Genomic DNA, 25,320 nt, shown 5'->3' with positions numbered 1-25,320 from the left:
GCCGGCTTTTCGCACAGGCGGTTCGTTGCCGAATTGACTTTGGAGACTGACGCAATGACCTCGCTCAGTGCCAAGATCCAGGACGTTTTCGACGAGCCTGCCTGCGACAAGAACCGTGGCAAGGACGCCAAGGCCCGCAAGGAAGGCTGCGCACGGCCGCTGACGCCGGGAGCGGCAGCGGGCGGTTGCGCCTTTGACGGGGCCAAGATCGTCCTGCAGCCGATCACTGACGTTGCCCATCTGGTTCATGCGCCGCTCGCCTGCGAGGGCAATTCCTGGGACAACCGCGGTGCAGCTTCGTCTGGGCCCAGCCTATGGCGCACAAGCTTCACGACGGACCTTACCGAACTCGATGTGGTGATGGGGCAGGGCGAGCGGAAGCTCTTCAAGGCGATCCGCGAAATCAAGGAAGCGTATGCGCCGCCCGCAGTCTTTGTCTATTCGACCTGCGTGACGGCGCTCATCGGCGATGATATCGAGGCCGTCTGCAAACGCGCCGCCGAAAAATTCGGCTTGGCCGTAGTCCCGATCAATGCGCCCGGATTGGCCGGCTCCAAGAACCTCGGCAACAAGCTCGCCGCCGAGGCGTTGCTCGACCATGTCATCGGCACGGTGGAACCCGACGACGCCGGGCCGTACGACATCAACATCCTTGGTGAATTCAACCTTTCCGGCGAATTCTGGCTGATAAAGCCGCTCCTTGATCGGCTGGGCATCCGGGTTCGCGCCTGCATTCCGGGCGACGCGCGCTATCTCGACATTGCCTCTGCGCACCGCGCCCGGGCGGCTATGGTGGTGTGCTCGACGGCCCTCATCAATCTGGCCCGCAAGATGGAGGAGCGCTGGGACATCCCCTTCTTCGAGGGCTCCTTTTACGGCATCTCCGACACATCGGAAGCACTTCGCAAGATCGCTGAGCGGCTGGTGAGGAAGGGCGCCGATCCGGAAATCCTCGATCGCACAGAGACACTGGTCGCTGAGCAGGAGGCGATCGCATGGAGGAAGCTCGAGGCTTACCGGCGGCGGCTCCAAGGCAAACGCGTGCTGCTGAATACGGGTGGTGTGAAGTCCTGGTCGGTTCTTCATGCGCTGACGGAAATCGGCATGGAGATCGTGGGCACCTCGGTCAAGAAATCCACGGTCGAAGACAAAGAGCGCATCAAACAGATCCTCAAGGACGACAACCACATGTTCGAGCAGATGGCAACGCGCGACCTTTACGCCCTGCTCTCAGAAGGCAAGGCCGATATCATGCTGTCGGGCGGGCGCACACAATTCGTCGCCCTCAAGGCCAAGACGCCCTGGCTCGACATTAACCAGGAGCGCCAGCACCCCTACGCCGGCTACGACGGCATGGTGGAACTGGTACGCCAGATCGACCTCGCCATTCACAACCCGATCTGGTGCCAGGTGCGCGAGCGGGCCCCGTGGGATTGCCAGCCAGATGTGAAGGATGAATTGCCGAGCACCAAGAACGGCACGGCGACCGTGCACGCTGTCCAGGAATTCGCCGGCACGACGCGGACTATTTCGGCTGGTGTTGAGGAAATCCGATGACCCGCATCTTTTCCCAGACCAAATCAGCTTCGGTCAACCCACTGAAATCGTCACAGCCGCTCGGTGCCGCCCTGGCCTTTCTCGGGGTTGAGGGCGCAATGCCGCTGCTCCACGGCAGCCAGGGCTGCACCAGCTTCGCGCTCGTGCTCTTAGTGCGGCATTTCAAGGAAACGATCTCCCTACAGACCACCGCGATGGATGAAGTGGCGACCATCCTCGGCGGGGCGGACAATCTGGAAGTGGCGATTCTCAATCTTAAGAATCGCACGAAGCCAAAGCTGATCGGCGTCTGCACGACGGCCCTGGTGGAAACCCGTGGCGAGGATTCCGCAGGCGACATCGCGGACATCAGGCTGAAACGGGCGGAAGAACTCGCGGGTACGGAGATCGTGCTGGCCAACACGCCGGATTTCGGCGGCGCCCTGGAAGAGGGCTGGGCCAACGCTGTCACCGCGATGATCGAAGGCATTACGCGGCCTGGCGAGCGGGTGCGGCAGTCAAAAAAGATCGCGATCCTGCCCGGTTGGAATCTAACCGTGGCTGACATCGAGCATTTGCGTGAGATGGTTGAAGGCTTTGGGCTGCAGCCGGTGATTTTGCCGGACGTCTCAAGCTCGCTCGACGGTACTGTGCCCGATCATTGGGTCACGACTACCTATGGCGGTACGCGCGTGGAGGATATCCGCGAGCTCGGCGCGGTCGAGCACTGCATCGCCATCGGCGAGCATATGCGCCGGGCGGCCGAGGTGCTGCACAAGGTGACCGGCGTCCCCTACGCGCTGTTCGAGTCGCTGACCGGATTGAAGGGCGCCGATCAGTTCGTTTCCCTGCTTTCCACGATTTCTGGCGAACCTGTTCCGGCAGGCGTTTGCCGTCGGCGGACGCAATTGCAGGATGCGTTGCTCGATGGACATTTCCATTTCGGAGGCAAGAAAATTGCGATCGCTGCTGAACCAGACCAACTCTACCAATTCGCAACCTTCTTCGTGGACATGGGCTCCGAAATCGCGGCGGCGGTCACGACGACCGATATGTCGAAAATTCTGGAAAAGGTACCGGCGGAGTCGATTCAGATCGGCGATCTCGGCGATTTGGAAGCGCTTGCCGGCGGCGCTGATCTTCTGGTCACCCATTCACATGGACGCCAAGCATCGCAACGTCTTGGCATTCCGCTCATGCGCGTCGGCTTCCCCGTCTTCGACCGGCTCGGCAGCCAGCACAAGCTCACTATCCTCTATCAGGGAACCCGCGATTTGGTTTTCGAAATTGCGAACATTTTCCAGGCCAACCGGCATGCGCCGACGCCGCAAGAACTTGAACCATTCCGCAAGCGGGAAACGCCAGGTGGGCCCCGTTCGTCGCCTCTCACTCGTCACTGACGGGGTTCAAGGTCGGATGCGTGAACGAGAAGCAGGCGCTTTGCGCGTGGCAATCGCTAGCCAAGACATGAAGGAGCTCAATGCGCATTTCGGGTCGGCCAAGCGCTTTGCCATCTACGATGTGACGCGCGAGGAGTGGAACCTCGTGGAAGCCGTGGCCTTCGACGACGTCTCCGACGAAAGCGGGAAACATCGGTCCGAGGGCGATGACCGTATCAGACCGAAGGTGGAAGCGCTGAAGGGCTGCCATCTGCTGTTTTGTCTGGCCATCGGCGGACCTTCGGCAGCCAAGCTTGTCTCGGCAAAAATCCATCCAATCAAGGTTCTGCAGCCTCAGAGTATCCAAGAGGTGCTGTTGCGCACGCAGATGATGCTCAGGACAAGTCCTCCCCCCTGGCTGCGCAAGGTGCTGGTTGAGGCAGGCGTCGCGGAGAAGAAACCTTCCTTTGAGGACGACGACTGAAACGAGGAAAGAACGAAATGTTTGAAGTCGCGGTTAGCCCTGCTGTCAACGAGGACGAGATGGCGCTTGCCACTCCGTTTCTCAGATGCCTCGTGCGGTTGATCCGTGCTCAGGACTCCTACGGGGCTTGGGAAGGCAAAGCGGACACCGAGCTGCTGGCCGCCTTCATCATCACTAAGGAACAGCGCCGTGCAATCCCGATCATCAGCGATCCCGATCCGGACGTGCTGTGGAGGCTTGACATGTTTTACGCCGCCGTTGGGCTTGCGATCGAGGAGCGCTGCGGCCTGATGGCATCGCCGATGATGGAGCTGAGCCATGAAGGCTTTGGGCGCGTGCTTTTCACGGCCGGGCGGTTGGTCGCTCTCTCGAAGTCGCTGCGCGACGTCCACCGGTTCGGCTTCGAGACGTTCCAGAAGCTCGCCGAGGCCGGCACGAAACTGGTCGGCGACGCAATCGCAGCCATTGATACCTTTCCCGAAGTGGCGCGCGCGTGATGGAAGCAGGTTTCGAGCAAAAGGGGGTCATGACGGATTTTGAGCGGGCGCGATGGCCAGCCTACGACGCGGTTCAGGCCGATGGGTCTTTTGAGGGAACGTCGATGAAGCCACTCGTCCTGATCTGTTCGCAAGATGCCGAGTTCTATCTGTTCCTAAGCCACATACTGGAGGCGGACGGCTTTACCAGTGCGTTGGCAGGCGGCATGAATGAAGCACTTGCAGCCGTCGCCGAACGGGAGTTCCACGCAGTGGTGCTGGACTGCGGGCCAGCTTACGCAACAGGGGCCGCAGTCTGCGCTCGGCTCAAACGGGAGCCGCGAACCAGCGCCGTCCCTATCATTGCGCTATTCGCGCCCGGCGCCGAGAACCAGCACCTAGATCTCTTGACGGCAGACATTGACGAGTTCTTTGTGCGGCCGTTCGCGCCGGCCAAGCTGCTCGACTCTCTGCGGGCGAAGCTGGGGCTGGCCAAGCCGGGTTCCAACGGGGTCGAGAACGGCGGCTGGCTCGGCTGTGGCGACCTCGAGATGAAGGTCGACGCCCATAGGATTCGTGGCAATGGTCACGATATCCATCTCGGGCCCATCCAGTTCAACCTGCTACGGCTGCTGATTCAAACTCCCGGCAAAGTCTTCACCAGGGACGAACTGAAACGTGCAGCCTGGCCGGACAATATCCATGTCGGTGAACGCACCGTCGATGTCCATATGAGCCGGATCAGAAAGGCCCTGCAGGCGACCTCACCCGGCATCGTCATTCGCACGGTCAGGTCGGTCGGCTACTCGCTCGAGAAGCCGGACGACTGAATCAAGTGCCAGGTGGTGCCACTCCCTTTCCCGCGCGCTGTGAGCCGGTCTTGCGGCCTGAAACGCCCCTATACGAATACTTCAGGAAGGAGCAGGCAAATGGGTTTTAAAAGCGTACTCTGTGTGATCGGCGCTGACCATTCCGATCAGGACGTCAGAACTGCTGCCGGCTTGTGTGCCGAAGTCGGCGCGCACCTTTCCGTACGGATTATACTGCCTCCGACGCTCCTTATGTCGTATCCGTCGATCGGAGATGGTGTCCCCGAGTGGCCTGGAGGACGTGTTCAGGCTATTGCCAGATGGAATGACCGGTTTCGGCAAATCGATCGATTTTCACAGGACGTGCCCAGAGGGGAAAAACGCTCCAAAGATACCCAGAAACTGCTGAGAGCTATGTCGCTCGCCGCCTATGACGTTGACACCGACTATTGCGATCCGGCAAGCCTCGGCGAAGTGGCACGACAGTGGGCGCTCTGCACCGACCTCGCGGTCATCGGTCCGAGTCTCCTCAACGACGAGAATCTCGGACCTCCTGTTGTCAACGGCTGCTTGTTCGATACGGGAAGGCCGGTGCTCGTTGTGCCGAAGGGCACTGAGGCGACTCTGTGGCCACGGCGCGTCCTGGTCAGTTGGGATCCGCGAGTCGAGGCGTACCGTGCGGTTCGGGAAGCGCTGGGTGTCTTATGCGCTGCTGAGGAAGTTCGAGTTGCCCTGGTCGATCCGAAGGCGAACAATAGCGGGAACGGCGAGGAGCCTGGAGCCGACATTGTTGCCTATCTCACTCGGCACGGTGTTCGGGTGTCGGTTGACCTACTGCCAAGTGCCGGCAAACCGGCGGCCACTGTGCTTGCGCAGCACGCAAAAGACACGTCTGCCGAGATGATAGTCATGGGCGCTTATGGCAGCCGTCGGCTGCGTGAGCGGCTGTTTGGCGGCGTCACGAGATGGATCTTGGAGAAACCGACATTGCCGCTGTTTTTGGCGCGCTGACTGGTTCCGGAGCCGCACCGATGCTGTTCGAAGCTCTACGGTGATGCATGGATTCATACCGTAGATGCGCTCCATCGAAACAATCGAGTTTACGGAGAGTAACGATGCTCGGGAGGCGACGCCCGCCGGAAATCTCTCCAGTCATGCGCAAGGCGGAAAGCGGAACGGAGTCCTCCCAGTTCTGATGCCCAGGGTGCACCACTCAATTTAACCGCTGCTTTCCTGGCGCATCCTGCAGCACCACGAGCCTGACGATTGTGCTCGCGAACGCGAGACGCTTTCCGTCCGCAGCTTTGTCGAGGCTGCCTTCAGGCGTGTCGGGAGGGAGATCGTCTGGAAGGGGAACGCATTGACGAGGTAGGCCGCGAACACAGGAGTAACCAGGCGCTGATCCGGATAGAAGCGGCTATTTCGGTCCCCGCCGAGGTGGACCTGCCGATTGGCGAGGCCTACTAAGCCGGCCACCAAGCACGGTTGGAAGCCAAGGACGACTTTTGATGAGCTCGTCTAATGGTCGAGATCGATTGTCACGCTTCGGAATCACGCTCGTTTAAAGGGAAAGATAATGATCTCGCTGGAGGGCAAACGCGTCTGGTCTCCGGCCACGGCCGGCATGGTTGGGGTGCGCAGTGGTGCGCCGCTGTCCGGCGCGCCCGAGGCAAAGGCCCTACGTGGCTTGCCGTTGCAAAACCAGCTCGCCGGATAGCCGGACACTACGCTGGCGTTGTCAACGGAGTTTGGGCCAAAACCGTCTCTGTAGAACCCCACCGTATGAAAGATGAAGGTATCTCGTTCGATATCGACGAGAACAATGATGTGCGGCTTCCACCCGAACCTCGGGTCGACGCCGCTCATCCTATCCTGGAGCCGTGAGTCAACGCCCGCCGTCAGATAATCCTTGCTGCTTCCAGCGTTGAGAACATCTGCGCCGGATTCGCAGAGCTTGTCATTGTCCCTCCCAAAAATGCGCGAGTCGCGGCCATTGTCACCGGAGAGTTCGTCCCATGCCTTCTCGCCGCAGGATCCGTGATCGCTTTCCCGGGTCAAAGATTGGCTGTCGCCTCCGCAATCGGCGATCCGGTCGATGCCACTGGAACCCAAGCTAACATCGTGACGCTCGTTGCCGAAGGTTTCGGAAGCTGGTTGACCGCTAAGAAACCGTTTCAGCTGTAGGAGGAATTTTTTGATCTCAATTCTCCCAGATGCAGCCCACCACGCGACGAAGCGGCTCCGTATATCGCTCGTCGAGTCATCGCTCCAATCGATTGCCATTATGCTCTCATCTGCACGATGAATATTCCCGCCTGCATTTCGCCTTTCCGCCGAGCAGTACGCATGGCACTGCTGGCGGCCCCACTGGGTGGCCAATCATCTGAACATTTGAGATGCCAAACCGCTGACCGTGTGGTGGTCACGTATCTCGGCCACATCATCGAGCAGATATTGTCGCCGCCCTACCACCCGATACGCTGCACTTTTGTCGGCGATCCCGATTGCCGACACCTGTGTCGTCAAGAAACACATTGTGCTCGAAAGCGACATTTCCTCGGCGATGGATCCGCCGAGCGGCTGCCCCTTCCGACGCGCTGTCCGCGCAAGCATCTGGTTCCCAGAGAAATTTGTGAGCGCGAGGTTCCGCCCACCCGAAAGCTGCCCGGTAGCCATAATATCAAGTGCCACCTACCGGACGACGCGGTCTTCGCAGTGATGGAGCCGGTCATCAAACTCAAGCTTTAGCCCGACGAGGAGGCAGGGGTGACAGAGGCGACATCGGGATAGGATCAATTCGCGGTCGTGTGTGCGCCAGCTGCTGTGCGGCCGTGTCGACTTCTCTACAGCCTCCATCGCTGTCAGGTCGCCATCCGGGTCCCGACTTAGGCGCGGCGCGCCCTGCAGGTGCCCGTCCCCGGCAGGGCCCCTACTTTCAACCAAACCAATGACCGAGACGAATTTCCCGAAGCCCCCACGGGATCTGCTTGGGTAGAGATCGCCGAAGACAACGGCGTCGGCAACGCACGCCGACGTCATGAACAAAGGATTGAGCGGGAACGGCAAAAAATTCAGACATCCGTTCGATCACTTTTCTCCAATGGTGCTGATCCGGGACATCCCGTCCCGTTGCACATCATCGGCAATTCCTCCGAACATTAGGGACAGGCTAACCCTTGGCACAGGAAATGCTAATTTGCGCATTTGGGTCCATTCAGTAAATCGAGAATCAGACCCCCGCCGCATTTGCAGAAAACTGGGTAGGAAGAAAAGGACGATATGATTCTTGAAAAGTGGGCACGCTGTCGTTGGCGGCGGCCAGGCCGGAGTGGCTATGAGCGAGCACCTGAGCAGGCCCGGGGTGCCTCATTTAATTCTTGAACGCGGCCGGATTGCCGAACGCTGGCCCTCGCAGCGTGGGACTCCCTCGTTGCCAATGGCCCGGCCTGGCATGACCGGTTCCCGGGCATGGAGTTTCCGGGGACCGGTCCCGATGACTTTGCCTTCAAAGGAGGAGGTCGCCGGCTATTTCGTCGCTTATGCAAAGCAAATCAATGCGCGATCCGCTGCGGCGTGGAGGTCAAGCTCGGGCAAAAAAATGTCGGGCGGCGCGGATTCCGCGTCGAGACGTCGGACGGCGTGATCGAAGCCAAACAGCATCATCGCCGCGACCGGACCTTTCCAGATCCCCATCACGATCGCCCGCCGCGGGCCTATCGCGGGCGCGACTTCTAATGGCGGCTGGGCGTCCTCGGCAAGTGGGACGCCGAGACCCCGGATCCGGCACCGAACACGTCACGGTCGCGGTGAGCGGCGGGCTTGGCAGCGAGACGATCGACTTCGGTCGTCTGGCCGCGCAGGGGCTTACGCTCCTCGGTATGACAAGCAAGTACCAGGACGGCGTGATGAGGTTCGCGCCCGATCTGGCGAAAAACATTGCACGCGGCGACGCAAGCTTGATGTCGCTGCTGGATGAGCCGACGCCTATGTCGCTGGCAACCGTCTCGACCTCTCGGAAGAGCCCGCGGCCCGTCGGATCGACCAGGATCCGGAATGCGTGACCAATCCGATCCGCGAGCTCGACCTGGCCGAGGCCGGGATAGCGGCGATCGTCTGGGCGACAGGCTTTGCTGTCGACTACAGCTGGCTGAAGGTCGACGCCTTCGACGAGAAGGGCCGGCCAAGGCACCACCGTGGCGTCTCGAGCCAGCCCGGCTCAATTTCCTGGGTTTACCTTGGCAGTCGCAAAGAGGGTCCAGCTTCTTCTGGGGCGTCTGGCATGATGCCAAACGTGGCCGACCGTATTTCGACACAGTGAAAATATCTGGCCTACCATGCTGCCGCGGAGGGCCAGCCCGTGGATGCCTGACCTGACCCTGCCCGGCCTGCGGTGTGGAAGGGTCACTGCCGCGAGCATCCATCTGCCCGCATCGTAGGTCATCCGACAATGTCGGGTTCCGGACGAGCTGGAATTCGAGAACTCATTGCTTGGGCAGGCTTCTTTTCCGGCACGCTTCATGCATGGGAGTTTTCGAACGCATTTGTGAGACGTCATCCCATGGTAGCCCCTCGAAGAACGAGCCGCGCCCGTTTGAAAAAGCCAAATCCTTTGGTGGAGGTAGCCGCTAGAAGCCGCCGTAACATCCGGAAAAGCTGCGCGACAGCATCACACGCGTCCTTCTCGCCCTTGGCGTGGGTTTGGCGCCCGCTGTCGATGTCACCGACTTTCAGCCCAACGAGGTCAGGCTTTTGCCTTCCTGGCAGTCGCGACCGCGGGCGGCAAGGCGACGATCCAGGTGAGCGACGACGGCGCCGGCATTTCGCCCAGCAATCGGGCGCGCATCTTCGTGCCATTCTTCACCACGCGCCGCGATTGCGGCGGCACCGGCATGGGCCTCGGCATCGTGCTGGCCCTGCTGAAAGCGCATGATGGCAGGATCCGCCTGGTTGACTCCGAGCGCGGCACGCGCTTCGAGATCATCCTGCCGCTGCATGAATTGGAGCCTGATCCGAAACCGGTTTTCGGAATCATGCTTTAGAACTGGAGAAGCAAAAAGTGCGCTACGACGTCGTCATCATCGGCGGAGCCATCGTCGGTTCCTCGATCGCCTATTATTTGCGCGAGGAAGGGTTTTCGGGCTCGATCGCGCTGGTCGAGCGCGACCCGCAGTTCGCCCATGCGGCGACGACACTGTCCTGCGCTTCGATCCGCCAGCAGTTTTCGATTCCGCAAAACATCCGGCTGTCGCAGTTCACGTTGAAACTGTTCCGGCGGCTGACGGAAGAGTTCGGGGCCGACGCCGATATCGGTTTTCGCGAAGGCGGCTACCTCATCCTTGCCGGCGAGAACGGGTTGCCGATCCTTGAGGCCAATCACCAGACGCAATTGGCCGAGGGCGCCGACATCGTGCTTGAGGATGCGGAGGCGCTCGTCCGCCGGTTTGCATGGCTGTCGGCCGAGGGCATCACCGCCGGCGCCTATGGCCGCAGCGGCGAGGGCTGGTTCGACGCGCATGCCATGCTGATGCTGTTCCGCAAGGCGCTGCGCGAGAAAAAGATCGATTTCATCACCGCCGACGTGACCGGCATCGAACGGCAGGGCGACCGTGTCACCGGCGTCAGCCTCGACAATGGCGAAAGGCTCGACGCCGGCATCGTCGTCAACGCCGCCGGGCCGAATGCCGGAAAAGTTTCGGCAATGGCCGGACTGGTGCTGCCGGTGGAACCGCGCAAGCGCAATGTCTTCATCTTCGAGGCGCGCGAGAAATATGAAGACATGCCGCTGCTGGTCGATCCCTCAGGCATCTATGTCAGGCCGGAAGGCTCGGTCTACATCACCGGCGGGGCCGAACCGGAAGACGGCGACGGCCCCGCCGATCCCAGCGATTTCGAGCCCGACTGGCCGCTGTTCGAAGAGGTAATCTGGCCAGTGCTGGCGACCCGCATTCCGGCCTTCGAGGCGATCAAGCCGACGCGCGCCTGGGCCGGCCATTACGATTACAACACGCTCGACCAGAACGCGGTGATCGGCCCGCATCCGCAGGTGCAGAATTTCCTCTTCGCCAACGGTTTTTCCGGCCACGGCCTGCAGCAGGCGCCGGCGGTCGGCAAGGCGCTGGCCGAGCTGATCGTGCATGGCGGCTACCGCACGGTGGACTGCTCGGCGTTTGGGTATGAGCGCGTTGCCGAGGGGCGGGCTTTCAGGGAGTTGAATGTGATCTAGCGCTGGCGGGACAGCGCCCCCTCTGGCCTGCCGGCCATCTCCCCGCAAGGGGGGAGATCGGCAGCTTCACTGGCGGCTCCAAACTTCTAGGCTTTTTCTTCCTTCCCCATGGCGAGGCTCGGCTTCCGCGAGATAGTCGTGGACGACCTTCCCGAGCGCGAGCGTGAGATCTGCGATGACGTGTACGGCCGAGACTATTTCCAGCACCGGCAGTTCGGCGACGGGGGCAAGCGCATGCGACCAGAGGTTCAGGGCTGCCGGGCCGGTCCAGGCGCCCCTCAGATGGACGTCCTCTAGATGATATTCCACGAGCTCACAGATGCGCGGCGTGCCGTCGACATGCGGGATGATTTTGAGGAGGAAGTTCGGTTCAGCGAGCGAGGCCCTCACGCTCGCGAGGTCGGCGGCTCGGTGCTTGTAGCCCATGGTACCCGTCGCGACGCGGACCGGCCCGTAGTCCAGCGTGCCAACAATGGTATCCGTCTCCGTTCGGAGCGTTGGGCTAGCGAGCTTCTTGGGAAAGCCCCACAACTCGCGTCCGCCCGCTATCGGCGGATGGTCGTCGAGAAACATGCAGTGGGTGTAGCTCCCCCTGCGGCCACAGAAGGAGACAGGGATGACCTGTCCGCCTTCCGTGTAGTCGCCGAAGCCCGTCGAGTCCGGCATGCGAATGAACTCGAATTTGACCAGAGGCTCGCACACCTGAAGCGGCTCCGGCACAAGGTCGCGCAGTTTCTGCGGATCGGTGCGATATGTGATGATCAGATACTCCCGGTTGCGGAAGCGATATGGGCCGGCCGGGTAGGCCGGGCTGGTCAGGGGCATGGCGAAAGCTCTCCCACGGACGGTATCTTGGTGCATGTTTGAAATTCCTTTGTGCTGGATCAAGTGGGCTTAGATCGGTCTGCATGATGGCGGCGAGGCTCTCCGAGGTGCTGTCGTAGCCTCGTAAAGGGATGCATGGCGTAATCGCGCGTAGCCATTTTCGCGCTGGGCAATTGCCTTGGGGCGCGATCATTGGCGATGGTCGCGGACGCGGTTCCATGGCTCCGGTTGTGGTCGAGAGGCAAGATTCGAGGTAAGTGATTTTGTTCCTCATTTGAAGGCGCTGCTTCCCGTCTACCCTCGTGATAGGAGGAGGTGGAGTGGCGGCCAGCTCCGATTTCCCTCATGACGGGGTTTGCGGATCGACGCGCATGCGCCATGCCAAATGAGAAATCGTTCGAGGCCCGCAGGACAGACGGGCCTCGGCGAGCCAGTCGAGAGTGAAGGTCTTCGCCTCACGCGGATCAGATACGGATTCCCGAGCAACGCAGTGATGTAGCAGGAAGTCCTGCGGCGCCACCAAACCTCTGTCGCGAAACTATGGAGGTGACGCGGTATCCGCCGTTCCAGCGAAACAGCATACGCAGCATCAGGCAGCACGCACTCGACGGCCTGGCTTCATCGCCGGCTTCAGGAGAAAAGATCAGCTATGAGCCGGCAGGCAATCGCTGCACGCGGCGGTCAGGTCGTGTAGATCTTCCGCGCACACAGCCGGCGCCGACATGATGCTAGATGATGAGCCGACGCCAACATTACCGCAGGGGAGACAGCCAAGTCCGTCCTCAGGCGTCTGACGATGAGTGATGCATGTCCAAAAGCTGACAGCGACAAAAAAACATGTCTGGTCCAAAGCAACCGGCCGTCTTGGGTGAGAGGTTTCTCGAAGCCTACTCATGCAGTTGCTGCGGCTAAGCGCGCTGGCACGGCCTTTGCTGGAGATGCGGCAATATTGAGTGGGGGTGGCCGCATGAGAACGCGCGAGACGATTGATGGTCTGCTACGCCATCTCGGCGGTGCGCCCGCTCAACGGTCACGGCTACACCTTTGGCAATGGCTGACGCGCGACATTGCGGTTGCGCCGCCCTGCCGCGCCGATGCGCCCAAAGTTCGTTGATAGATCGCTCGGCAGATTGATGAAGCCGGCTGTTGACTGCTGCCCAGGCGGAGATGGCTGGGTTCATTCGGAACGTCTTGACCGTCGGTGTCATGAAGCCAAAGACACCATGCTGGACGTTATGCATGACCAGACGAGTGGGAGTCATAGCGAATGATTTTACCGGAACTGCGCTCTGCTATCCCAGCCGGCAGAGTTTTGGAGATAACGACGACCACAGGATGCATCGTGGGATGTTCATATTGTCCGCAGGACAAGTTCGCTGACCGGCAAAGAAAAGTATCTGATACGAAGCATCTTAGTCTTGGAGATTTCAAGCGCTGTCTGGCGCGCTACCAACCTCCGTCGACATTAGTTTTGCCGGGTATTCTGAGCCATGGCTCAATCCGGATTGCACCGAAATGGTCGAGCACGCTTCCGCCAAAGGCCACGGCATCAGGATTTTCACGACGCTTGTGGGAATGAAGGGGCGGGATCTACAACGCTTGCAGGCGCTGCGGTTGGGGGTATTCGTGGTTCATGTTTTTGATGATGGCGCCCACATGAATAGCCGCCTTGTCGGAGACAAGTATCGCGATTTGGTTGGTCAACTCGTCGACGCCGACATCCCATCAATTCGATTCGTGGTTTTGGGCGAGGCCCATCCCGATATCGCCGACATTATCCCTGCCGAAGCCCTAGTTCGCGCACGACCGGTGAGCAGCAGGGGTGGAAGCGTAAATCCTAAGATTGTAGAACCACGGCAGCCAGTCGTCGGAGCGCTGATATGCGTGGACGAACGACAGTATCGGAATGTTCTCCTTCCAAACGGCGAGGGTACTCCCTGCTCCATGGATTTTGAGCGGCGTCACGTACTGGGCAACCTTCTATGCGACGAATACGGCGATCTCTTTAAAAGCCCAGTTTTCTGCTAAATCGTCGATCGCATGAACGGAGCGGATGGTTTTCTGCTCTGTAGGATGTGTGAATTTGCCGATCCAAACGACCGGGTGCTGACTGGGTGCCGGCCGACCGCCTGAGAGAGGCGGGCCGGCGAATGCTGCTTTGGACTGCAAATGCCCGCGAAATCATTGCGTTTTTCCGCGTCACGCGAGCGTGATTCCGTACGCGCGGGAGTCGGCCTCGATCATTTACGAGGCGAGCTCATCGAAAGTAGTCGTCGGCTTGCGATCGAGCTTGATGGCCGCCTTGGAGGCATCACCCATCAGCAGGTCAACCTCGATTGGCCCGAAACAACGTTTGTCTATTTGGATCAGCGCCTGGTTATTCCTGCGTTCGCGGCCCAACTCGTCAACACCTTCGCCTCCCAGAATATCTCCTTCCCGACCCGCCTGGAGGCAGCCTCGACAAAGCTGCGGACCGAATGCGTCTCGCTAGTCGCGAGCACCGTCAGGCCCGTGGTGCTGCAGAATGGGGCACACGGCCTCGACATAGCTGTGTGACCGTCTTTAGCTGGATTTTGCGTCTCAAATCCGGATCTCGCCTCCATCTTCCGCAAACGGGAGAGACCTCCTGGGGCCCGTGCTTCCGAAAGCGTCTTTTCAGATTCCCGCCGCGAGAAGTGGCAAGAGCCTTTTTCCGCGCCACAGTCCATGAACCTGGGTTGCTGGCCGTCCTAAGAGAAAATTCCGATGCGAAGCTGCCCTTTTGCTACCGGCTCCTGGCAAGAGGACGGCGACGCGGCAAATCGGCCACCGGCGCAAGGTTTCCCCCTCATTGTCGGATACCCGACAGGATCACAAACCCGCTAACCGTTGTTTCATGAAAGTTTCCTTCTGGCACGTTTGATGCAGAGGATCTTCCGAACACATCAGCGGATTGCCCTCCTATGAGCAGGCTCAGGGAAAAATGCTGTCGCCGCATTCGAGACCGTGCCCTGGCTGACCGCCAAGTCGGTCAAAGGTCGGCGCATCATGGTGGAGGCGGGAGACTTCGTCCGATTAAAACACGGAATAAGGTTGGAAAGCATCTCGCTGACCGAGACGCAATCATCGAAACGGGCGGAGAGACGTCGATCCCGTCCACGCCCACAAATCGTGGACATGAGTGTCGATCTCATCACTTGGCCGGGATCCATGGGCTTCACACCCGACCACACGAAAGCGGGGACAAAATCTAGCAAATCCAGCGGCACCGAAGTCGAGAATGCCCGCATGGAGACTGAAGCCGATGGCCAGAGCCGATATTCCTTCAACATCGCCTAATTGGGAAGCACCTAGAGGAGCAAGACAAGTGGAGCTCTCTTGCATTGGAGTGGGAGCTGGGCCGTCTAATTTGAGCCTTGCGTGCCAGATGCACGAGCAAATTGGGCAAGGGGCACTGTTCTTGGATCGGCAAGTCGACTTCCGCTGGCACCCAGGCAGCGCATTCGATTCCTCGGAGCTCCAGGTCAGCCACTTCAAGGATTTGGTCACGCTGGTCAACCCGCGATCAGCCTACACTTTCGTGAACTACCTGCATGAGAACGGGCGTCTGTACCACTTCCTGAATGCACAGTTCGAAGCCGTGCTCAGAGCTGAGTTCGAGCAATACCTGAACTGGGCCTTCTACAGGAACCCGCTTGTCCGCGGCGGCGAGACGGTGCGCGAAATCCGCTTTGACGGCGAGTTTCGGGTGCGCACCGATAAGGCGGTTCTCGCCGCCAGAAACGTCGTGGTCGGCATTGGCAAGCAGGCGCATATTCCGCCGCAGTTTCAGGGCTGGACTGGACGCAATCTGTTCCACTCATCTGAATTGCTGCACATTCATCCTGAGGTGCACAAAAAGCATGTCTGCGTGGTCGGCGGGGGACAGTCCGGAGCCGAGGTGCTGTTGCACCTTGTTGGTCTGCCAAAAGAACGGCGGCCTGTCTCGATAACCTGGGCCTCGCAGCGCGAAAACTACCTGCCCATCGACAACAGCCCGTTCACAAACGAGTTGTTCATGCCCTGCTTTTCGGATCGTTTCGCGGCAATGAGCGAGCCGCAGCGCAAGCTGTTCCTGCGGCGCTTCGTGCTTGCTTCGGACGGCATTTCGGAAAGCATGTTGCGCGCGATATATCAGGCGCTATACCGCCACGCGTTTCTAGAGCCAAACCGATGCGATATCACACTGCGGCCGGGCTGCACTGTCTCGCACTGCATCAACGCCGGCGCGGGCCACAGACTCACCCTGCAGCACGGCATGGAGGAGGTCGAAGAAGTCACGGCCGACATCGTCATCCTGGCCACCGGTTACGAGAACGCGGTGCCAGGCTTCTTGGAACCGATGGCGAACCTGCTGGAAAAGATCGACAACGAATTGGCTATTCGCGAAGATTTTTCGGTGTGCTGGGACGGACCTCGTGACAGACGCATCTTCGTACAGAACGCGAGCCTAGGACAGCGTGGGCTGGCTGATCCGAATCTAAGCCTGCTGGCCTGGCGAGCGCGTCGCATCCTCGACAGCCTTCTGGCGCGCGCGCCGCGCGCCAACCCCGAGCATCCCGGCTTCATCAGCCCTACCTCTGTCGAGAGCTGGTCCGACACCGTCGCAGAAGAAATGGGCAGCGGGATATGACCGGCCGACTGCTGATCATTGGCGGTGGCATCCAAGGAATGATTCCGCCTTCACTGCAGCGGAGGAGAGAGCGAGACGCCCTTAGTGTCGTCCCATATGCCGTGGAGTACTGTTTCCGTCGACCCACAACCTGACCAGCGCCCGACTGCTCTAACCGAAATGTTTGACCAACCAGTCTTTCCAACAGGAGGCTTTTCGCATGTTGACTGATGCACAAAGAGAAAAGTGGCAGAAAGACGGATATGTCAGGCTCGAAAGGTTCTTCGATCCCGCAGCTCTGGAACGTATCTCCAGCTTTGTTGAAGATGTATCACGCTGGGACGTCAGCGATAATAAATGGCTCATGTGGTTCGAGAAAACGACGGACAATCGAAAGATCACCTCTAAGGTCGAGAATTTTCTCGAATTCCATGATCCATTGCGTCATTTGCTACTACAAGATCAGCGCATAAAGTCTGCGGTCGAGGAATTCCTCGGCGAAGGCTCGGGCAGGCTCAAGGAATTGCTGATCTTCCACTATCCCGACAGCGGCGGCTATCGCCCGCATCAAGACATTTATCGCATTCCACACAGAGTGCCCGACCGGATGGTCCATGCGGTCGTTGCCATCGGCATTGACGACTCCGACCCGGACAACGGCGGACTTTTCTTCAGCCCTGGCAACCACAAGAAGGGAGTATTTCCCATGGATGCCGGTGGGGTGATTGATCCTGAGGTCGCCGAAACATTCTCCTGGGAACCCGTAGTATGGAAGGCGGGCGACATCTTCATCTTCGATGATTACGCACCGCATTACTCAAAACCGAACAAAAGCAATCGTTCCAGGCGGACACTCTACTTGGTGTTCCAGCGTGCTTCAGCTGGTGGACCGACACGCGCTGAATACAACGTGCTTAAGCGCGCTCTTAATCCGCCCGAGGGCAAAGTGGCCGATCTCGACAGACTCAAGCCCCCAACGGCATTTTTTTTCGAGATTGAGCTCGGGGTGCGAGGCATGCAAACGAAACTGATCGACCGCAATAAAATGCGCGGGGAGCATGGGGTTCTGATTGCCGGCTGATGGAGCATGACCCGCAGGCCGTTATGGCGCTTGGGCATGTCGATTATGGGCTGGTCGCCGGGCGTCCTACGCCTACAGCCCTACTGGCGCACCCGCGTAGCCCGCCTGGGAGGCCAGAGCCGGATTATTCTGGCGGGGGCGCCAATGGGTCAGGTTACCGCCTCTCTCCGCAACTTGCAGCAGAGGCTGCTGCTTTGGCAGCCGAACATACCGCTGCTTCAACAGCTGAGATTCGTCATGCGCAAATACACGTTTTCTCGAACGGAACTGTTGCGGGCGTTCGGTATCGACATGGCCACGCTTGGAACGGGAAGCGCTGGCACCGGGTTTTCATTCGGAAAGGTTGCACCGGGCGTCACATCCGAGCCCCATCGGCACGACGAAATCGAGGCCTTCGTGGTCCTGTCTGGAGCGGGCAAGGTCAGGATCGACATTGGGGAAATCTCGGTCGAGGCAGGCGATGTCGTTTTCTTCCACCCTTTTGAATCGCATGTGCTGCACAACGATGGGGACGAAGACCTAAATTTCGTCGATGTCTACTGGCGCGAGGGCAAGGCCGCCCTCGAAGCTGCTGCAAAGGTCGCAACTCCCCGCCGGCCGATCTTCGTCTTCTCCACGCCCCCGACGCCTAATGGCGATCTGCATCTGGGGCATCTTTCTGGCCCTTATTTTGGCGCCGATGTCTACACGCGTTTCCTGCGCATGAAAGGGGCCGAAGCCTATCACCTGACTGGAAGCGACGATTACCAGAGCTACGTCGCAACGCGTGCCGATGCCGATCAATCGACGCCCGCAAAGGTGGCGCGCCACTATGCGAACGAGATTCGCACCACGCTTGCACTTCTTGACTGTGAGGTCCACAGCTTCCTACCCACGTTGGGCGATGACGCTTATGCAGACTTTCAAGCCGCGTGTTTCCGTAGTCTTCTGACCAGCACGGCGGTAGATCTGCGCCAGAGCCCTGCGCTTTTCGATGCAGTGACTGGCGACTACCTTTACGAACCGGATGTAAGTGGCCTCTGCCCCGATTGCGGCGGCTCCGCTGGTGGCAACATCTGCGAGGAATGCGGCGCGCCGAACCTATGCCACGACCTAGGTGCAGTCCGGTCGCGGCACTCGGCCGAGGCGCCGGTGGTCGGCTCCGTGCGCCGTCCCGAACTTGCGCTGGAACGGTGCTACGTCAATATCGACCGGCATTTAAGCTCGTCGGGAGCCCCCGTTCGGATCATGGACCTGTTCGCGCGTGTACGCCAACGCGGCAACTTTTCCGTGCCCATCACCCACCCCTCGGGCTGGGGCCTGCCGGCGGTAGGGTTCCCGGGGCAGGTGACCTGGGTCTGGCCAGAGATGGCGTTTGGTTTTCTTTACAACATCCAGACGCTAGCTAGCTCGCTCGGTCGAGACTGGAATGCGGCGCTGCCCAGCAATGACTGGCAGATTGTCCATTTCTTCGGCTTCGATAATTCCTTCTACCACGCCCTACTTTATCCGGCGCTTTATGCTGAGGTCTTCTCCCACTGGACGCCCCGCATCCGGTATCATGTGAACGAGTTCTACCTGCTCGACGGCCAGAAGTTCTCGACCAGCCGCGGCCATGCGATCTGGGGCAAAGAGGTTCTGGGCCCAAAGACAGTCGATGTCGTCCGTCTTCATTTGGGCCTGACACGCCCGGAAGGTGAGCGGACGAACTTCACGCTGGACGCGCTACGCCGCACCGAGAACGGGGTGTTCCAAGGGATCTGGCTGAATTGGCTTGATGCGCTGCACCGGGAAATCAAGCAGGACTTTGGCGGCTGTGTGCCTGACGCAGGCGACTGGGCTCCCGCCGATCGCGCTTTCTTTGCTCGGATAGAGATCCATCGCGCGGCGATGGAACGCGCCTATTCGGACGATGGCTTCTCGGTCCGCCGCGCGGCCGCGCAGGCCTGCGATTTCGTGAGCGATTGTGTAATCTACCGACAGGCGCAAGACTATGAAGCGGCGCGACGTCTCTATCCCGCCCGCAACCGCACCTCGCTCGCCCTTCAGACGACGTCCGCTGCGATTCTGGCACAGACACTCGCGCCGCTGATGCCCCGATTCGCCAGCACGCTCGCGCGAGGGGTCGGCGGCGTGTCAACCGAAACATGGCCGCGGTCGGTCCAGAGGCTTGCGCCCGCAACGACCTTTGATCTCGGACCCATGCTGGCGTTCTATGCCAGAGCAGACATTCCTGTTCTCAATGAGGGGAGCCATAATAGCCTATCGTAATTTTGGCCAGATTTGGGCGGCAATCAAAGCTGATGATGCCGAAGCTTTACTCGCTACCACTGGCTGCCGAAGGCCACTACCAGACCATAGACACAAACACTGGCCAGCCTTAACCAACATATCGTCGAGACGCTGGCCCGCACCTTGGAGGATCGCTCGATTGGCAGCTTCCCAGCGCTTGCCATTCGTGCGGCAAATGCCGAGCAGTGCTCCACTGCGATGACCAACTTTTTCGGAATCGCGCAATTTCCGACCTGTTGCCAGCCGGTCGAGAAGGTCACGCGGTTCGGGGCGCTGGGTCAGCCTAGCGCGCCCTGGATAGTGCCCAATGGCGGGACTACGCCTCTCGTTTATAGGTATGACCGGCCCCTATTTGCTGGCCGAATGCCTATTCAAGCCAATCGAGCTTCCAAGGACGACGGGCCATCTGCGGCGCAGATTAGTATGGTCGCGTGAGCCGATCGTGTCGCTCGATACCTGGCTGGAGAAGGGGAGCCAGCGCAGAACAACCGTACTTTGGTACAGCATTGCGTGTTGTCGGCGCTCAACGCCGCGCGGATCGAACGCAATGCCCGCCGACATGCCAATCGGGTCGTGAATTGAATATACGCTGCAAGCAATCATCACATGGGGCGGTGGCCGCGTTTCTAGACAGCTTGGACCTTGGCGACAGATCACGCCCGCTCTGGTCGACGACTGGGGCAAGCGTGGGGCATTTGGGATGGTCGGATGCCATGGTGCGTTCCCGGTCGAGCTGTCGATCCCGGTTTCGGGGTTTCATCCTGGGGCGTGGTCATTTGCGACTCGAATACCGCCCTTGATGGCAGTGATGCGGCGCCCCATGGGCAGAAGCGATAAGCCCAGCCACATTTGATCCAGGCACCGAAACGAAAAGACTTACGTCGTGCCCCCGTGTCCCTGCGCGATGTCACGTTCCGCATGGGGCCGGGTGAGATCCACGACCCTTTCAACGGCATCGTCGGGCTTACCCGTCGCGACGACGGAGCATCCGCTTCGCCTCGCAGCGGAAGCAGACGCGAAATCCTGAGCACTGCGGTGGTGTACAGGAACCTGCAATGCTTCCCAACCTTTGTCACGAAGATATGGGAGGTGCATGCGGCAAGCTGCATCCGGCGTCTAGCGAAACAGCATACGCAGGATCTGGTGGAAGCACTCGACGGCACTCGACGCGCTGGGCCTCGTCGGCCCGGCTCTAGGAGAAAAGATCAGGCATGAGCCAGCAGCCAGGCGCTGCATACGGGCGTCAGTTGTGGAGATCGCCCGCGCATCGCCGGCGCCTAATGACGCTAGATGAGCCGACGCCAACATTACCGCAGGGCAGACAGCCAACCGGTTCTCGCCCTCAAGCGTCTGACGCATGATGCGTGTCCAAAAGCTGACAGCGCCAGAAAACATGTCGGGTTCAAAACAACCGGCCGTCTTGGGCTTGTGAGGTTTTCGAGGCGGATCATCCATTACTGCGGGCTAAGCGCGCTGGCACGACGTTAGCTGGTTGAGAGATCAGCAATACTGAGTGAGGGCTGATCGCATGAGGAACACGCAAGGCATTGATGGTCTCCTAACCGGTGTGTTCCGTTTCTGAGAAAAGAACCAGCTCGCGCATAAACGTCAGGAAAGGTGTGGGAATGGAGAGCAACATGTTGCGTAGTGAGTCCCTGACGACTGGCTGCGTGGCGAACCCCCCTTACGAAATTTCAGCCGGCAAGGTGTAGGGATGACAAGTGGAATGCAACCCTGGTCAATTCGCCAGTTCTGCGGCGTGCCCGCTGTAAGTATGTCCATGGAGCACAGGGTCGATCGTTCGCTGCAGGTCAAGGCTCGGGCCTTAGTGACCTTCAACCGGATCGCCGCGGGCGCGATACTCACGAATTTGGCCGCGTCGTGGAAGACGTCGCAGTCAAGGACTTGCTCAAGGTCGGCCAAAAAGGACGGCATTTATGTGGAAACGGCCCGGCCAAGCCGGACGTCGGCTGCGCAATCGGACAAGACGTCCGCGTACCCGAAAGCAGAAGACGTCTTTCGATGACGAGCAGTGAAATTGAGGAAAACGAAATCTCTCACGCAGCGCTTGGCCCTGCCGTCAACAAGGACGGAGAGGCCCTTGCCCGCCCGTTCGTCAAATGCCTCCTGCGGCTGATCCGTGCTCAGGACTTCCACGGCTCATGCCAACGGAAATCGGACACCGGGCTGCTGGCCGATTTCATCATCACAAAGGAACTGCGCCGGAATATCCAATCATTGCCAGTCCGGATCCGGGCGCGCTGTGGAGGCTCGACATGTTTTAGACCGTAGTGGAGCTTGCGATCGAGGAGCGCTCAGGGCGTGATGACATAGTCAACAACAGAGATGAAACTGACCGGTGCTTCGGGCTGGTGCTTTCACGGTCGGGCAGTTCGCCGGTCTGTCGAAGGCGTCTGCCGGTTCGGCTTCGAGACTCTCCGGAAACTCGCGGATACCGGCGCGAAACTGGTCGACGACGCGACTGCAGCTATTGCCTATCCCGACGTGGCGCGGGCGTGAAGAAACCGATTTTCGAGGAAGGATCATGTCAAACCTGGATGAGATGGCGAAGAAAGTCCGAAAGCTTCAACTGCGCGCGGCAATTGCCAAGACGAACTTGCGCGACCTTGCCGAGGGTCTCCCGGTCAAATGGATTGAGATAGAGGAAGTCGCCGAGAAAACGCACGCAGTCTATGCCGAGTTGGATGGTGCCAAGAGAGAGCTCGCTACAATGAAGAAATTAGGATGACGAGCACATTCGTCACCCGCGACGGCTCCACATGGGTGCCGGAATATCTGACCGCTATAGATGGCAAGATCTGTATCGGCTGCGGCCGCTGTTTCAAAGTCTGCTCGCGCGAGGTCATGCATCTTTACGGCGTCGATGACGCGGGTGAAATCCTCGGCGCCTGCGACGGCGGTGACGACGACTTCGATGGCGAGCTCAATCGCATGATCATGGTCGTCGACCATGACGGCCGCTGCATTGGCTGCGGAGCCTGCGGCCGCGTCTGCCCAAAGAACTGCCAGACCCATGTCGCGGCCGACCAGATCGCAGCATGAGCTGCATGATTTGACGAGACAAAATCAGGAGAACGGCATTGCGCTTCATCATCTTTTGCCGGCTCCTCGGGCTGATCCTCTGCGGCAACGCTGTGACGGTTTACTTCGCCTCGCATTATTCGTTCCCTCTAGCAGTCGTCACGACGCTGGGCTGTTCGCTACTTCTTCAGCTGGGCTATTTCGCAAGTGTCCTCTTTCTGATTTGGCGATCCAGCTGCGCTGGCAAAGCCGGGCAAGGGGCTGTTTTCGATAGGTCCCAGGAAGTTCGGTACCGGTCGCGCGACGATGATGAGCATAGGAATGAAACTCAAGATGTGCCCCAGCGCAATCAAACGCTCGGCATATCGCTGCTCCTCCCTTGACGCGCCGTCACAAGATCAGAGCTCAGATTCATCACTTTGTTCAAGTTTGATTATTGAGGTTATGTTTCCCTGGTATGATCGAAGGCGACGGCATTCTCATCGTTCTAACGCCAGGGGAATGCAGTTCGGTTCTCCGGGCAATGGTAGTCGATCGCAGCGCACGGCACGCGGGCTGCTTCGTCTCGAAGGCGAACGAAGCGCCGGAAGACATAGCAGTGGCGCTCTGTTGGAACATCCGAACGCAGCCGACCTCACTGTCAAATGGGCCTCTTGCAAAACAGCTCTGCGTCGCTCGTTCAGCTCAATCCCGTGCCGCTGGAGAAAACATGCTGGAAAAGTTTGAACGCTACCCGCTCACCTTTGGACCCACGCCCACCGAGAAGCTCGACCGCCTCGGCAAGCATCTGGGCGGCAAGGTGGAGATCTACGCCAAACGCGAGGACTGCAACTCCGGTCTCGCATTCGGCGGAAACAAGCTGCACAAGCTCGAATACATCATTCCCGATGCGATCGCGTCAGATGCCGATACGCTCGTCACTGTCGGCGGCGTGCAGTCCAAGCATACCCGGATTGTGGCAGCGGTCGCCGCCAAGATCGGCATGAAAAGTCTCCTGGGTTCGAGGGCTTTGCACGGGAGCCGAAGTTTGGCGCAGATGGCGCATAGGGCGTTTTTTGAACCGCGATCAAGCCACATTGGCCCGGTTGCAGGGCATTTTTGCCCGCCTCGGGGCCCCAATTGGCTCCCCTCGGCGGATTTTGGGCAGACTCCGCCCCCTCATCCCGGCTTCCTCACCGGGAAGAGGACGGCGGCCGCCCGTTGCAGATTGTAGCCGCAGCCGGCAAGCACGCACTGCGTCCGGTTGGTCGCCAGGTTGAAGAAGCGCAGCCGCCGCATGCCGTAGCGCTGCTTGAACACCGCAAACGGCCGCTCCACCGCCGCCCGCACCTTGGAGATCAACCGGTTGCGCTGCTTCTGGCGTGGCGTCAGCGGATGGTGCTTGTTGGGCCGATGCATCAACCGGTCCTTGATGCCGGCCTGCTTAAGCCGGGCATGCCGGGCATGGGTGTAGTAGGCCTGGTCGCCATAGGCAGCCTCCTCGTCGTAGGAGAGCTGGGTTCCACATGAGGATGTTGTCTACGACCGCGTTGGCAACATTCTCTTGAGCCGCATCATGGGAGCGGAGGTGCGTCTGGTCGACGATGGCTTTGACATCGGCATCCGCCATAGTTGGGAAAAAGCGCTCTATGAGGTCAAGGCAAGGGGCGGCAGGCCCTATGCGATACCGGCCGGGGCGTCTGTTCATCCGAACGGAGGCCCGGCTATGTTGGGTTCGCGGAGGAAGTGCGCGCCCAGGAAAAACAGCTTGGGTTCGCCTTCGACCACATGGTCGTTTGCACTGTGACCGGTTCAACGCATGCCGGCATGATCGTCGGGTTCGCCAAGGACGGTCGACAGCGCAACGTGATCGGTATCGATGCCTCTGCCACTCCCGCAAAGACAAAGGCGCAGGTGCTTAGCATTGCCCGACATACGGCGATGCTCATCGAGCTCGGAACGGAACCTGTCGAGCATGACGTGGTGCTGCTCGAAGACTACGCGTACCCGCGTTATGGCATTCCATCCGAGGAAACCAAGGAGGCGATCCGCCTGTGTGCGCGGCTCGAGGGCATGATTACCGATCCCGTCTATGAGGGCAAATCGATGCAAGGGATGATCGACCTCGTCCAAAAAGGCTTTTTTCCAGGGGGCTCGAGGATCCTCTACGTGCATCTCGGCGGCGGGCCGGCCATCAACGGTTATGGCTACACCTTTCGCAATGGCTGATGCTCGACAGATCTCGACGTGCCGTGTCTGCCGTAACAGCGCTGCGCCAAGATTGTCCGAAGGCCGTTGGGAAACCGCAGTTGGCTAATAACTGCCGCCACGCTGCATGTTCCTGATGCGGATACACGCGGGCATCACGTTGCCGAAGCGCCTACCGGCATGGGTGAGCCCGGCCTGCCCCCTTAGTTCCGGCATTTACCAACGCCATCGCACGGCTCACCGGAAAGCCGGTGCGTCAATTGCCCTTCAGGCTGAGTAGTTCGCCCTCAAGAACGGCTTAAGCGATTGAAGTTTTGTGGCTCTTGATACACAGCGAAGTATCGGCTTTCCCCGAAAGCCTCGACTTCTTCATGGAA

General features: G+C 59.7%; 18 protein-coding genes and 7 pseudogenes. 22 read left to right on the top strand and 3 right to left on the bottom strand.

Going from position 1 to position 25,320, the window contains the following annotated elements:
- The first annotated feature begins 54 nt into the window (after window positions 1–54).
- The 6 genes from nifE to AC0L3H_RS12055 all read left to right on the top strand — a co-directional run bounded on the left by nifE (window position 55) and on the right by AC0L3H_RS12055 (window position 5,695).
- Window positions 55–1,557, top strand: a complete 1,503-nt coding sequence (nifE, locus tag AC0L3H_RS12080) for a nitrogenase iron-molybdenum cofactor biosynthesis protein NifE (protein ID WP_473585600.1) — start codon at window positions 55–57, stop codon at window positions 1,555–1,557.
- Window positions 1,554–2,936 (top strand): nitrogenase iron-molybdenum cofactor biosynthesis protein NifN, encoded by a 1,383-nt coding sequence (nifN, locus tag AC0L3H_RS12075; protein WP_473585599.1) that lies wholly within the window; start codon window positions 1,554–1,556, stop codon window positions 2,934–2,936. Before nifE ends, nifN begins: the two co-directional genes overlap by 4 nt.
- Complete coding sequence (nifX, locus tag AC0L3H_RS12070) at window positions 2,902–3,399, top strand: nitrogen fixation protein NifX (protein WP_473495265.1); 498 nt, start codon at window positions 2,902–2,904, stop codon at window positions 3,397–3,399. The genes nifN and nifX overlap by 35 nt, the downstream gene beginning before the upstream one ends.
- Before the next feature lie 17 nt (window positions 3,400–3,416).
- Window positions 3,417–3,896 carry a NifX-associated nitrogen fixation protein gene (locus tag AC0L3H_RS12065; RefSeq protein ID WP_473585598.1) on the top strand — a complete coding sequence of 160 codons (480 nt, stop codon included), beginning with the start codon at window positions 3,417–3,419 and terminating at the stop codon, window positions 3,894–3,896.
- A 29-nt stretch (window positions 3,897–3,925) separates the two neighbouring features.
- The gene (locus AC0L3H_RS12060) at window positions 3,926–4,705 is read left to right on the top strand and encodes a response regulator transcription factor (protein ID WP_473585660.1); all 780 of its coding nucleotides are present in this window, start codon (window positions 3,926–3,928) and stop codon (window positions 4,703–4,705) included.
- Window positions 4,706–4,804: 99 nt separating this feature from the next.
- Window positions 4,805–5,695 (top strand): universal stress protein, encoded by an 891-nt coding sequence (locus AC0L3H_RS12055; protein WP_473585597.1) that lies wholly within the window; start codon window positions 4,805–4,807, stop codon window positions 5,693–5,695.
- 540 nt (window positions 5,696–6,235) lie between these two features.
- Here AC0L3H_RS12055 and AC0L3H_RS12050 read toward each other — a convergent pair.
- Window positions 6,236–6,967: a hypothetical protein gene (locus tag AC0L3H_RS12050; RefSeq protein ID WP_473585596.1), complete on the bottom strand. Its 732-nt coding sequence runs from the start codon at window positions 6,965–6,967 to the stop codon at window positions 6,236–6,238.
- Between the two features lie 123 nt (window positions 6,968–7,090).
- On the opposite strand from AC0L3H_RS12050, the pseudogene AC0L3H_RS12045 reads away from it, so the two are divergent.
- From AC0L3H_RS12045 to AC0L3H_RS12030, 4 genes and pseudogenes are all read left to right on the top strand, one after another.
- Window positions 7,091–7,432 (top strand): annotated as a pseudogene (locus AC0L3H_RS12045) (oligopeptide/dipeptide ABC transporter ATP-binding protein); the annotation flags it as partial.
- 586 nt (window positions 7,433–8,018) lie between these two features.
- Window positions 8,019–9,002 (top strand): annotated as a pseudogene (locus AC0L3H_RS12040) (NAD(P)-binding domain-containing protein).
- Between the two features lie 448 nt (window positions 9,003–9,450).
- Window positions 9,451–9,723 (top strand): annotated as a pseudogene (locus AC0L3H_RS12035) (ATP-binding protein); the annotation flags it as partial.
- Window positions 9,724–9,740: 17 nt separating this feature from the next.
- Window positions 9,741–10,907: an NAD(P)/FAD-dependent oxidoreductase gene (locus AC0L3H_RS12030; protein WP_473585595.1), complete on the top strand. Its 1,167-nt coding sequence runs from the start codon at window positions 9,741–9,743 to the stop codon at window positions 10,905–10,907.
- Between the two features lie 66 nt (window positions 10,908–10,973).
- Here the strand turns inward: AC0L3H_RS12030 and AC0L3H_RS12025 are convergent, their stop codons facing one another.
- Window positions 10,974–11,768, bottom strand: coding sequence for an acetoacetate decarboxylase (locus AC0L3H_RS12025; protein ID WP_473585594.1), 795 nt, complete (start codon window positions 11,766–11,768; stop codon window positions 10,974–10,976).
- A gap of 1,479 nt (window positions 11,769–13,247) precedes the next feature.
- Between AC0L3H_RS12025 and AC0L3H_RS12020 the strand changes: the two genes are divergently transcribed.
- From AC0L3H_RS12020 to AC0L3H_RS11970, 11 genes and pseudogenes are all read left to right on the top strand, one after another.
- Entirely contained in the window at window positions 13,248–13,760 is a 513-nt protein-coding gene (locus tag AC0L3H_RS12020) for an SPASM domain-containing protein (protein WP_473585593.1), read from the top strand.
- 141 nt (window positions 13,761–13,901) lie between these two features.
- Complete coding sequence (locus AC0L3H_RS12015) at window positions 13,902–14,288, top strand: hypothetical protein (RefSeq protein WP_473585592.1); 387 nt, start codon at window positions 13,902–13,904, stop codon at window positions 14,286–14,288.
- Window positions 14,289–14,717: 429 nt separating this feature from the next.
- A complete protein-coding gene (locus AC0L3H_RS12010) occupies window positions 14,718–15,050 on the top strand; it encodes a hypothetical protein (RefSeq protein WP_473585591.1) in 333 nt (110 codons plus the stop codon).
- An 88-nt stretch (window positions 15,051–15,138) separates the two neighbouring features.
- Window positions 15,139–16,383, top strand: a complete 1,245-nt coding sequence (locus AC0L3H_RS12005; protein ID WP_473585590.1) for a lysine N(6)-hydroxylase/L-ornithine N(5)-oxygenase family protein — start codon at window positions 15,139–15,141, stop codon at window positions 16,381–16,383.
- 199 nt (window positions 16,384–16,582) lie between these two features.
- Window positions 16,583–17,443, top strand: a complete 861-nt coding sequence (locus tag AC0L3H_RS12000) for a phytanoyl-CoA dioxygenase family protein (protein ID WP_473585589.1) — start codon at window positions 16,583–16,585, stop codon at window positions 17,441–17,443.
- 237 nt (window positions 17,444–17,680) lie between these two features.
- The gene (locus AC0L3H_RS11995) at window positions 17,681–19,693 is read left to right on the top strand and encodes a class I tRNA ligase family protein (protein WP_473585588.1); all 2,013 of its coding nucleotides are present in this window, start codon (window positions 17,681–17,683) and stop codon (window positions 19,691–19,693) included.
- 2,043 nt (window positions 19,694–21,736) lie between these two features.
- Window positions 21,737–22,234 (top strand): annotated as a pseudogene (locus tag AC0L3H_RS11990) (DUF269 domain-containing protein).
- A 25-nt stretch (window positions 22,235–22,259) separates the two neighbouring features.
- Entirely contained in the window at window positions 22,260–22,463 is a 204-nt protein-coding gene (locus tag AC0L3H_RS11985; RefSeq protein ID WP_473503422.1) for a CCE_0567 family metalloprotein, read from the top strand.
- Entirely contained in the window at window positions 22,460–22,777 is a 318-nt protein-coding gene (gene fdxB / locus AC0L3H_RS11980) for a ferredoxin III, nif-specific (protein WP_473585587.1), read from the top strand. Before AC0L3H_RS11985 ends, fdxB begins: the two co-directional genes overlap by 4 nt.
- Before the next feature lie 38 nt (window positions 22,778–22,815).
- A complete protein-coding gene (locus tag AC0L3H_RS11975; RefSeq protein WP_473585586.1) occupies window positions 22,816–23,139 on the top strand; it encodes an exopolysaccharide production repressor protein in 324 nt (107 codons plus the stop codon).
- 326 nt (window positions 23,140–23,465) lie between these two features.
- A pseudogene (locus AC0L3H_RS11970) lies at window positions 23,466–23,765 on the top strand (pyridoxal-phosphate dependent enzyme); the annotation flags it as partial.
- A 149-nt stretch (window positions 23,766–23,914) separates the two neighbouring features.
- On the opposite strand, the pseudogene AC0L3H_RS11965 reads toward AC0L3H_RS11970, so the two are convergent.
- Window positions 23,915–24,226, bottom strand: a pseudogene (locus AC0L3H_RS11965) (transposase); the annotation flags it as partial.
- Window positions 24,227–24,245: 19 nt separating this feature from the next.
- Here AC0L3H_RS11965 and AC0L3H_RS11960 point away from each other — a divergent pair.
- Window positions 24,246–24,964, top strand: a pseudogene (locus AC0L3H_RS11960) (pyridoxal-phosphate dependent enzyme); the annotation flags it as partial.
- Between the last annotated feature and the right edge of the window lie 356 nt (window positions 24,965–25,320).

It is taken from the genome of Mesorhizobium sp. WSM4816 (assembly GCF_055811535.1).
This window is presented reverse-complemented; position numbering and strand designations above follow the sequence as displayed.

Coding starts and splice junctions, on each gene's coding strand:
- nifE (WP_473585600.1), top strand. CDS start 55: ATGACCTCGCTCAGTGCCAAGATCCAGGACGTTTTCGACGAGCCTGCC.
- nifN (WP_473585599.1), top strand. CDS start 1,554: ATGACCCGCATCTTTTCCCAGACCAAATCAGCTTCGGTCAACCCACTG.
- AC0L3H_RS12065 (WP_473585598.1), top strand. CDS start 3,417: ATGTTTGAAGTCGCGGTTAGCCCTGCTGTCAACGAGGACGAGATGGCG.
- AC0L3H_RS12060 (WP_473585660.1), top strand. CDS start 3,926: ATGACGGATTTTGAGCGGGCGCGATGGCCAGCCTACGACGCGGTTCAG.
- AC0L3H_RS12055 (WP_473585597.1), top strand. CDS start 4,805: ATGGGTTTTAAAAGCGTACTCTGTGTGATCGGCGCTGACCATTCCGAT.
- AC0L3H_RS12050 (WP_473585596.1), bottom strand. CDS start 6,967: ATGGCAATCGATTGGAGCGATGACTCGACGAGCGATATACGGAGCCGC.
- AC0L3H_RS12025 (WP_473585594.1), bottom strand. CDS start 11,768: ATGCACCAAGATACCGTCCGTGGGAGAGCTTTCGCCATGCCCCTGACC.
- AC0L3H_RS12020 (WP_473585593.1), top strand. CDS start 13,248: ATGGTCGAGCACGCTTCCGCCAAAGGCCACGGCATCAGGATTTTCACG.
- AC0L3H_RS12015 (WP_473585592.1), top strand. CDS start 13,902: ATGCCCGCGAAATCATTGCGTTTTTCCGCGTCACGCGAGCGTGATTCC.
- AC0L3H_RS12005 (WP_473585590.1), top strand. CDS start 15,139: ATGCACGAGCAAATTGGGCAAGGGGCACTGTTCTTGGATCGGCAAGTC.
- AC0L3H_RS12000 (WP_473585589.1), top strand. CDS start 16,583: ATGTTGACTGATGCACAAAGAGAAAAGTGGCAGAAAGACGGATATGTC.
- AC0L3H_RS11995 (WP_473585588.1), top strand. CDS start 17,681: ATGCGCAAATACACGTTTTCTCGAACGGAACTGTTGCGGGCGTTCGGT.
- AC0L3H_RS11985 (WP_473503422.1), top strand. CDS start 22,260: ATGTCAAACCTGGATGAGATGGCGAAGAAAGTCCGAAAGCTTCAACTG.
- fdxB (WP_473585587.1), top strand. CDS start 22,460: ATGACGAGCACATTCGTCACCCGCGACGGCTCCACATGGGTGCCGGAA.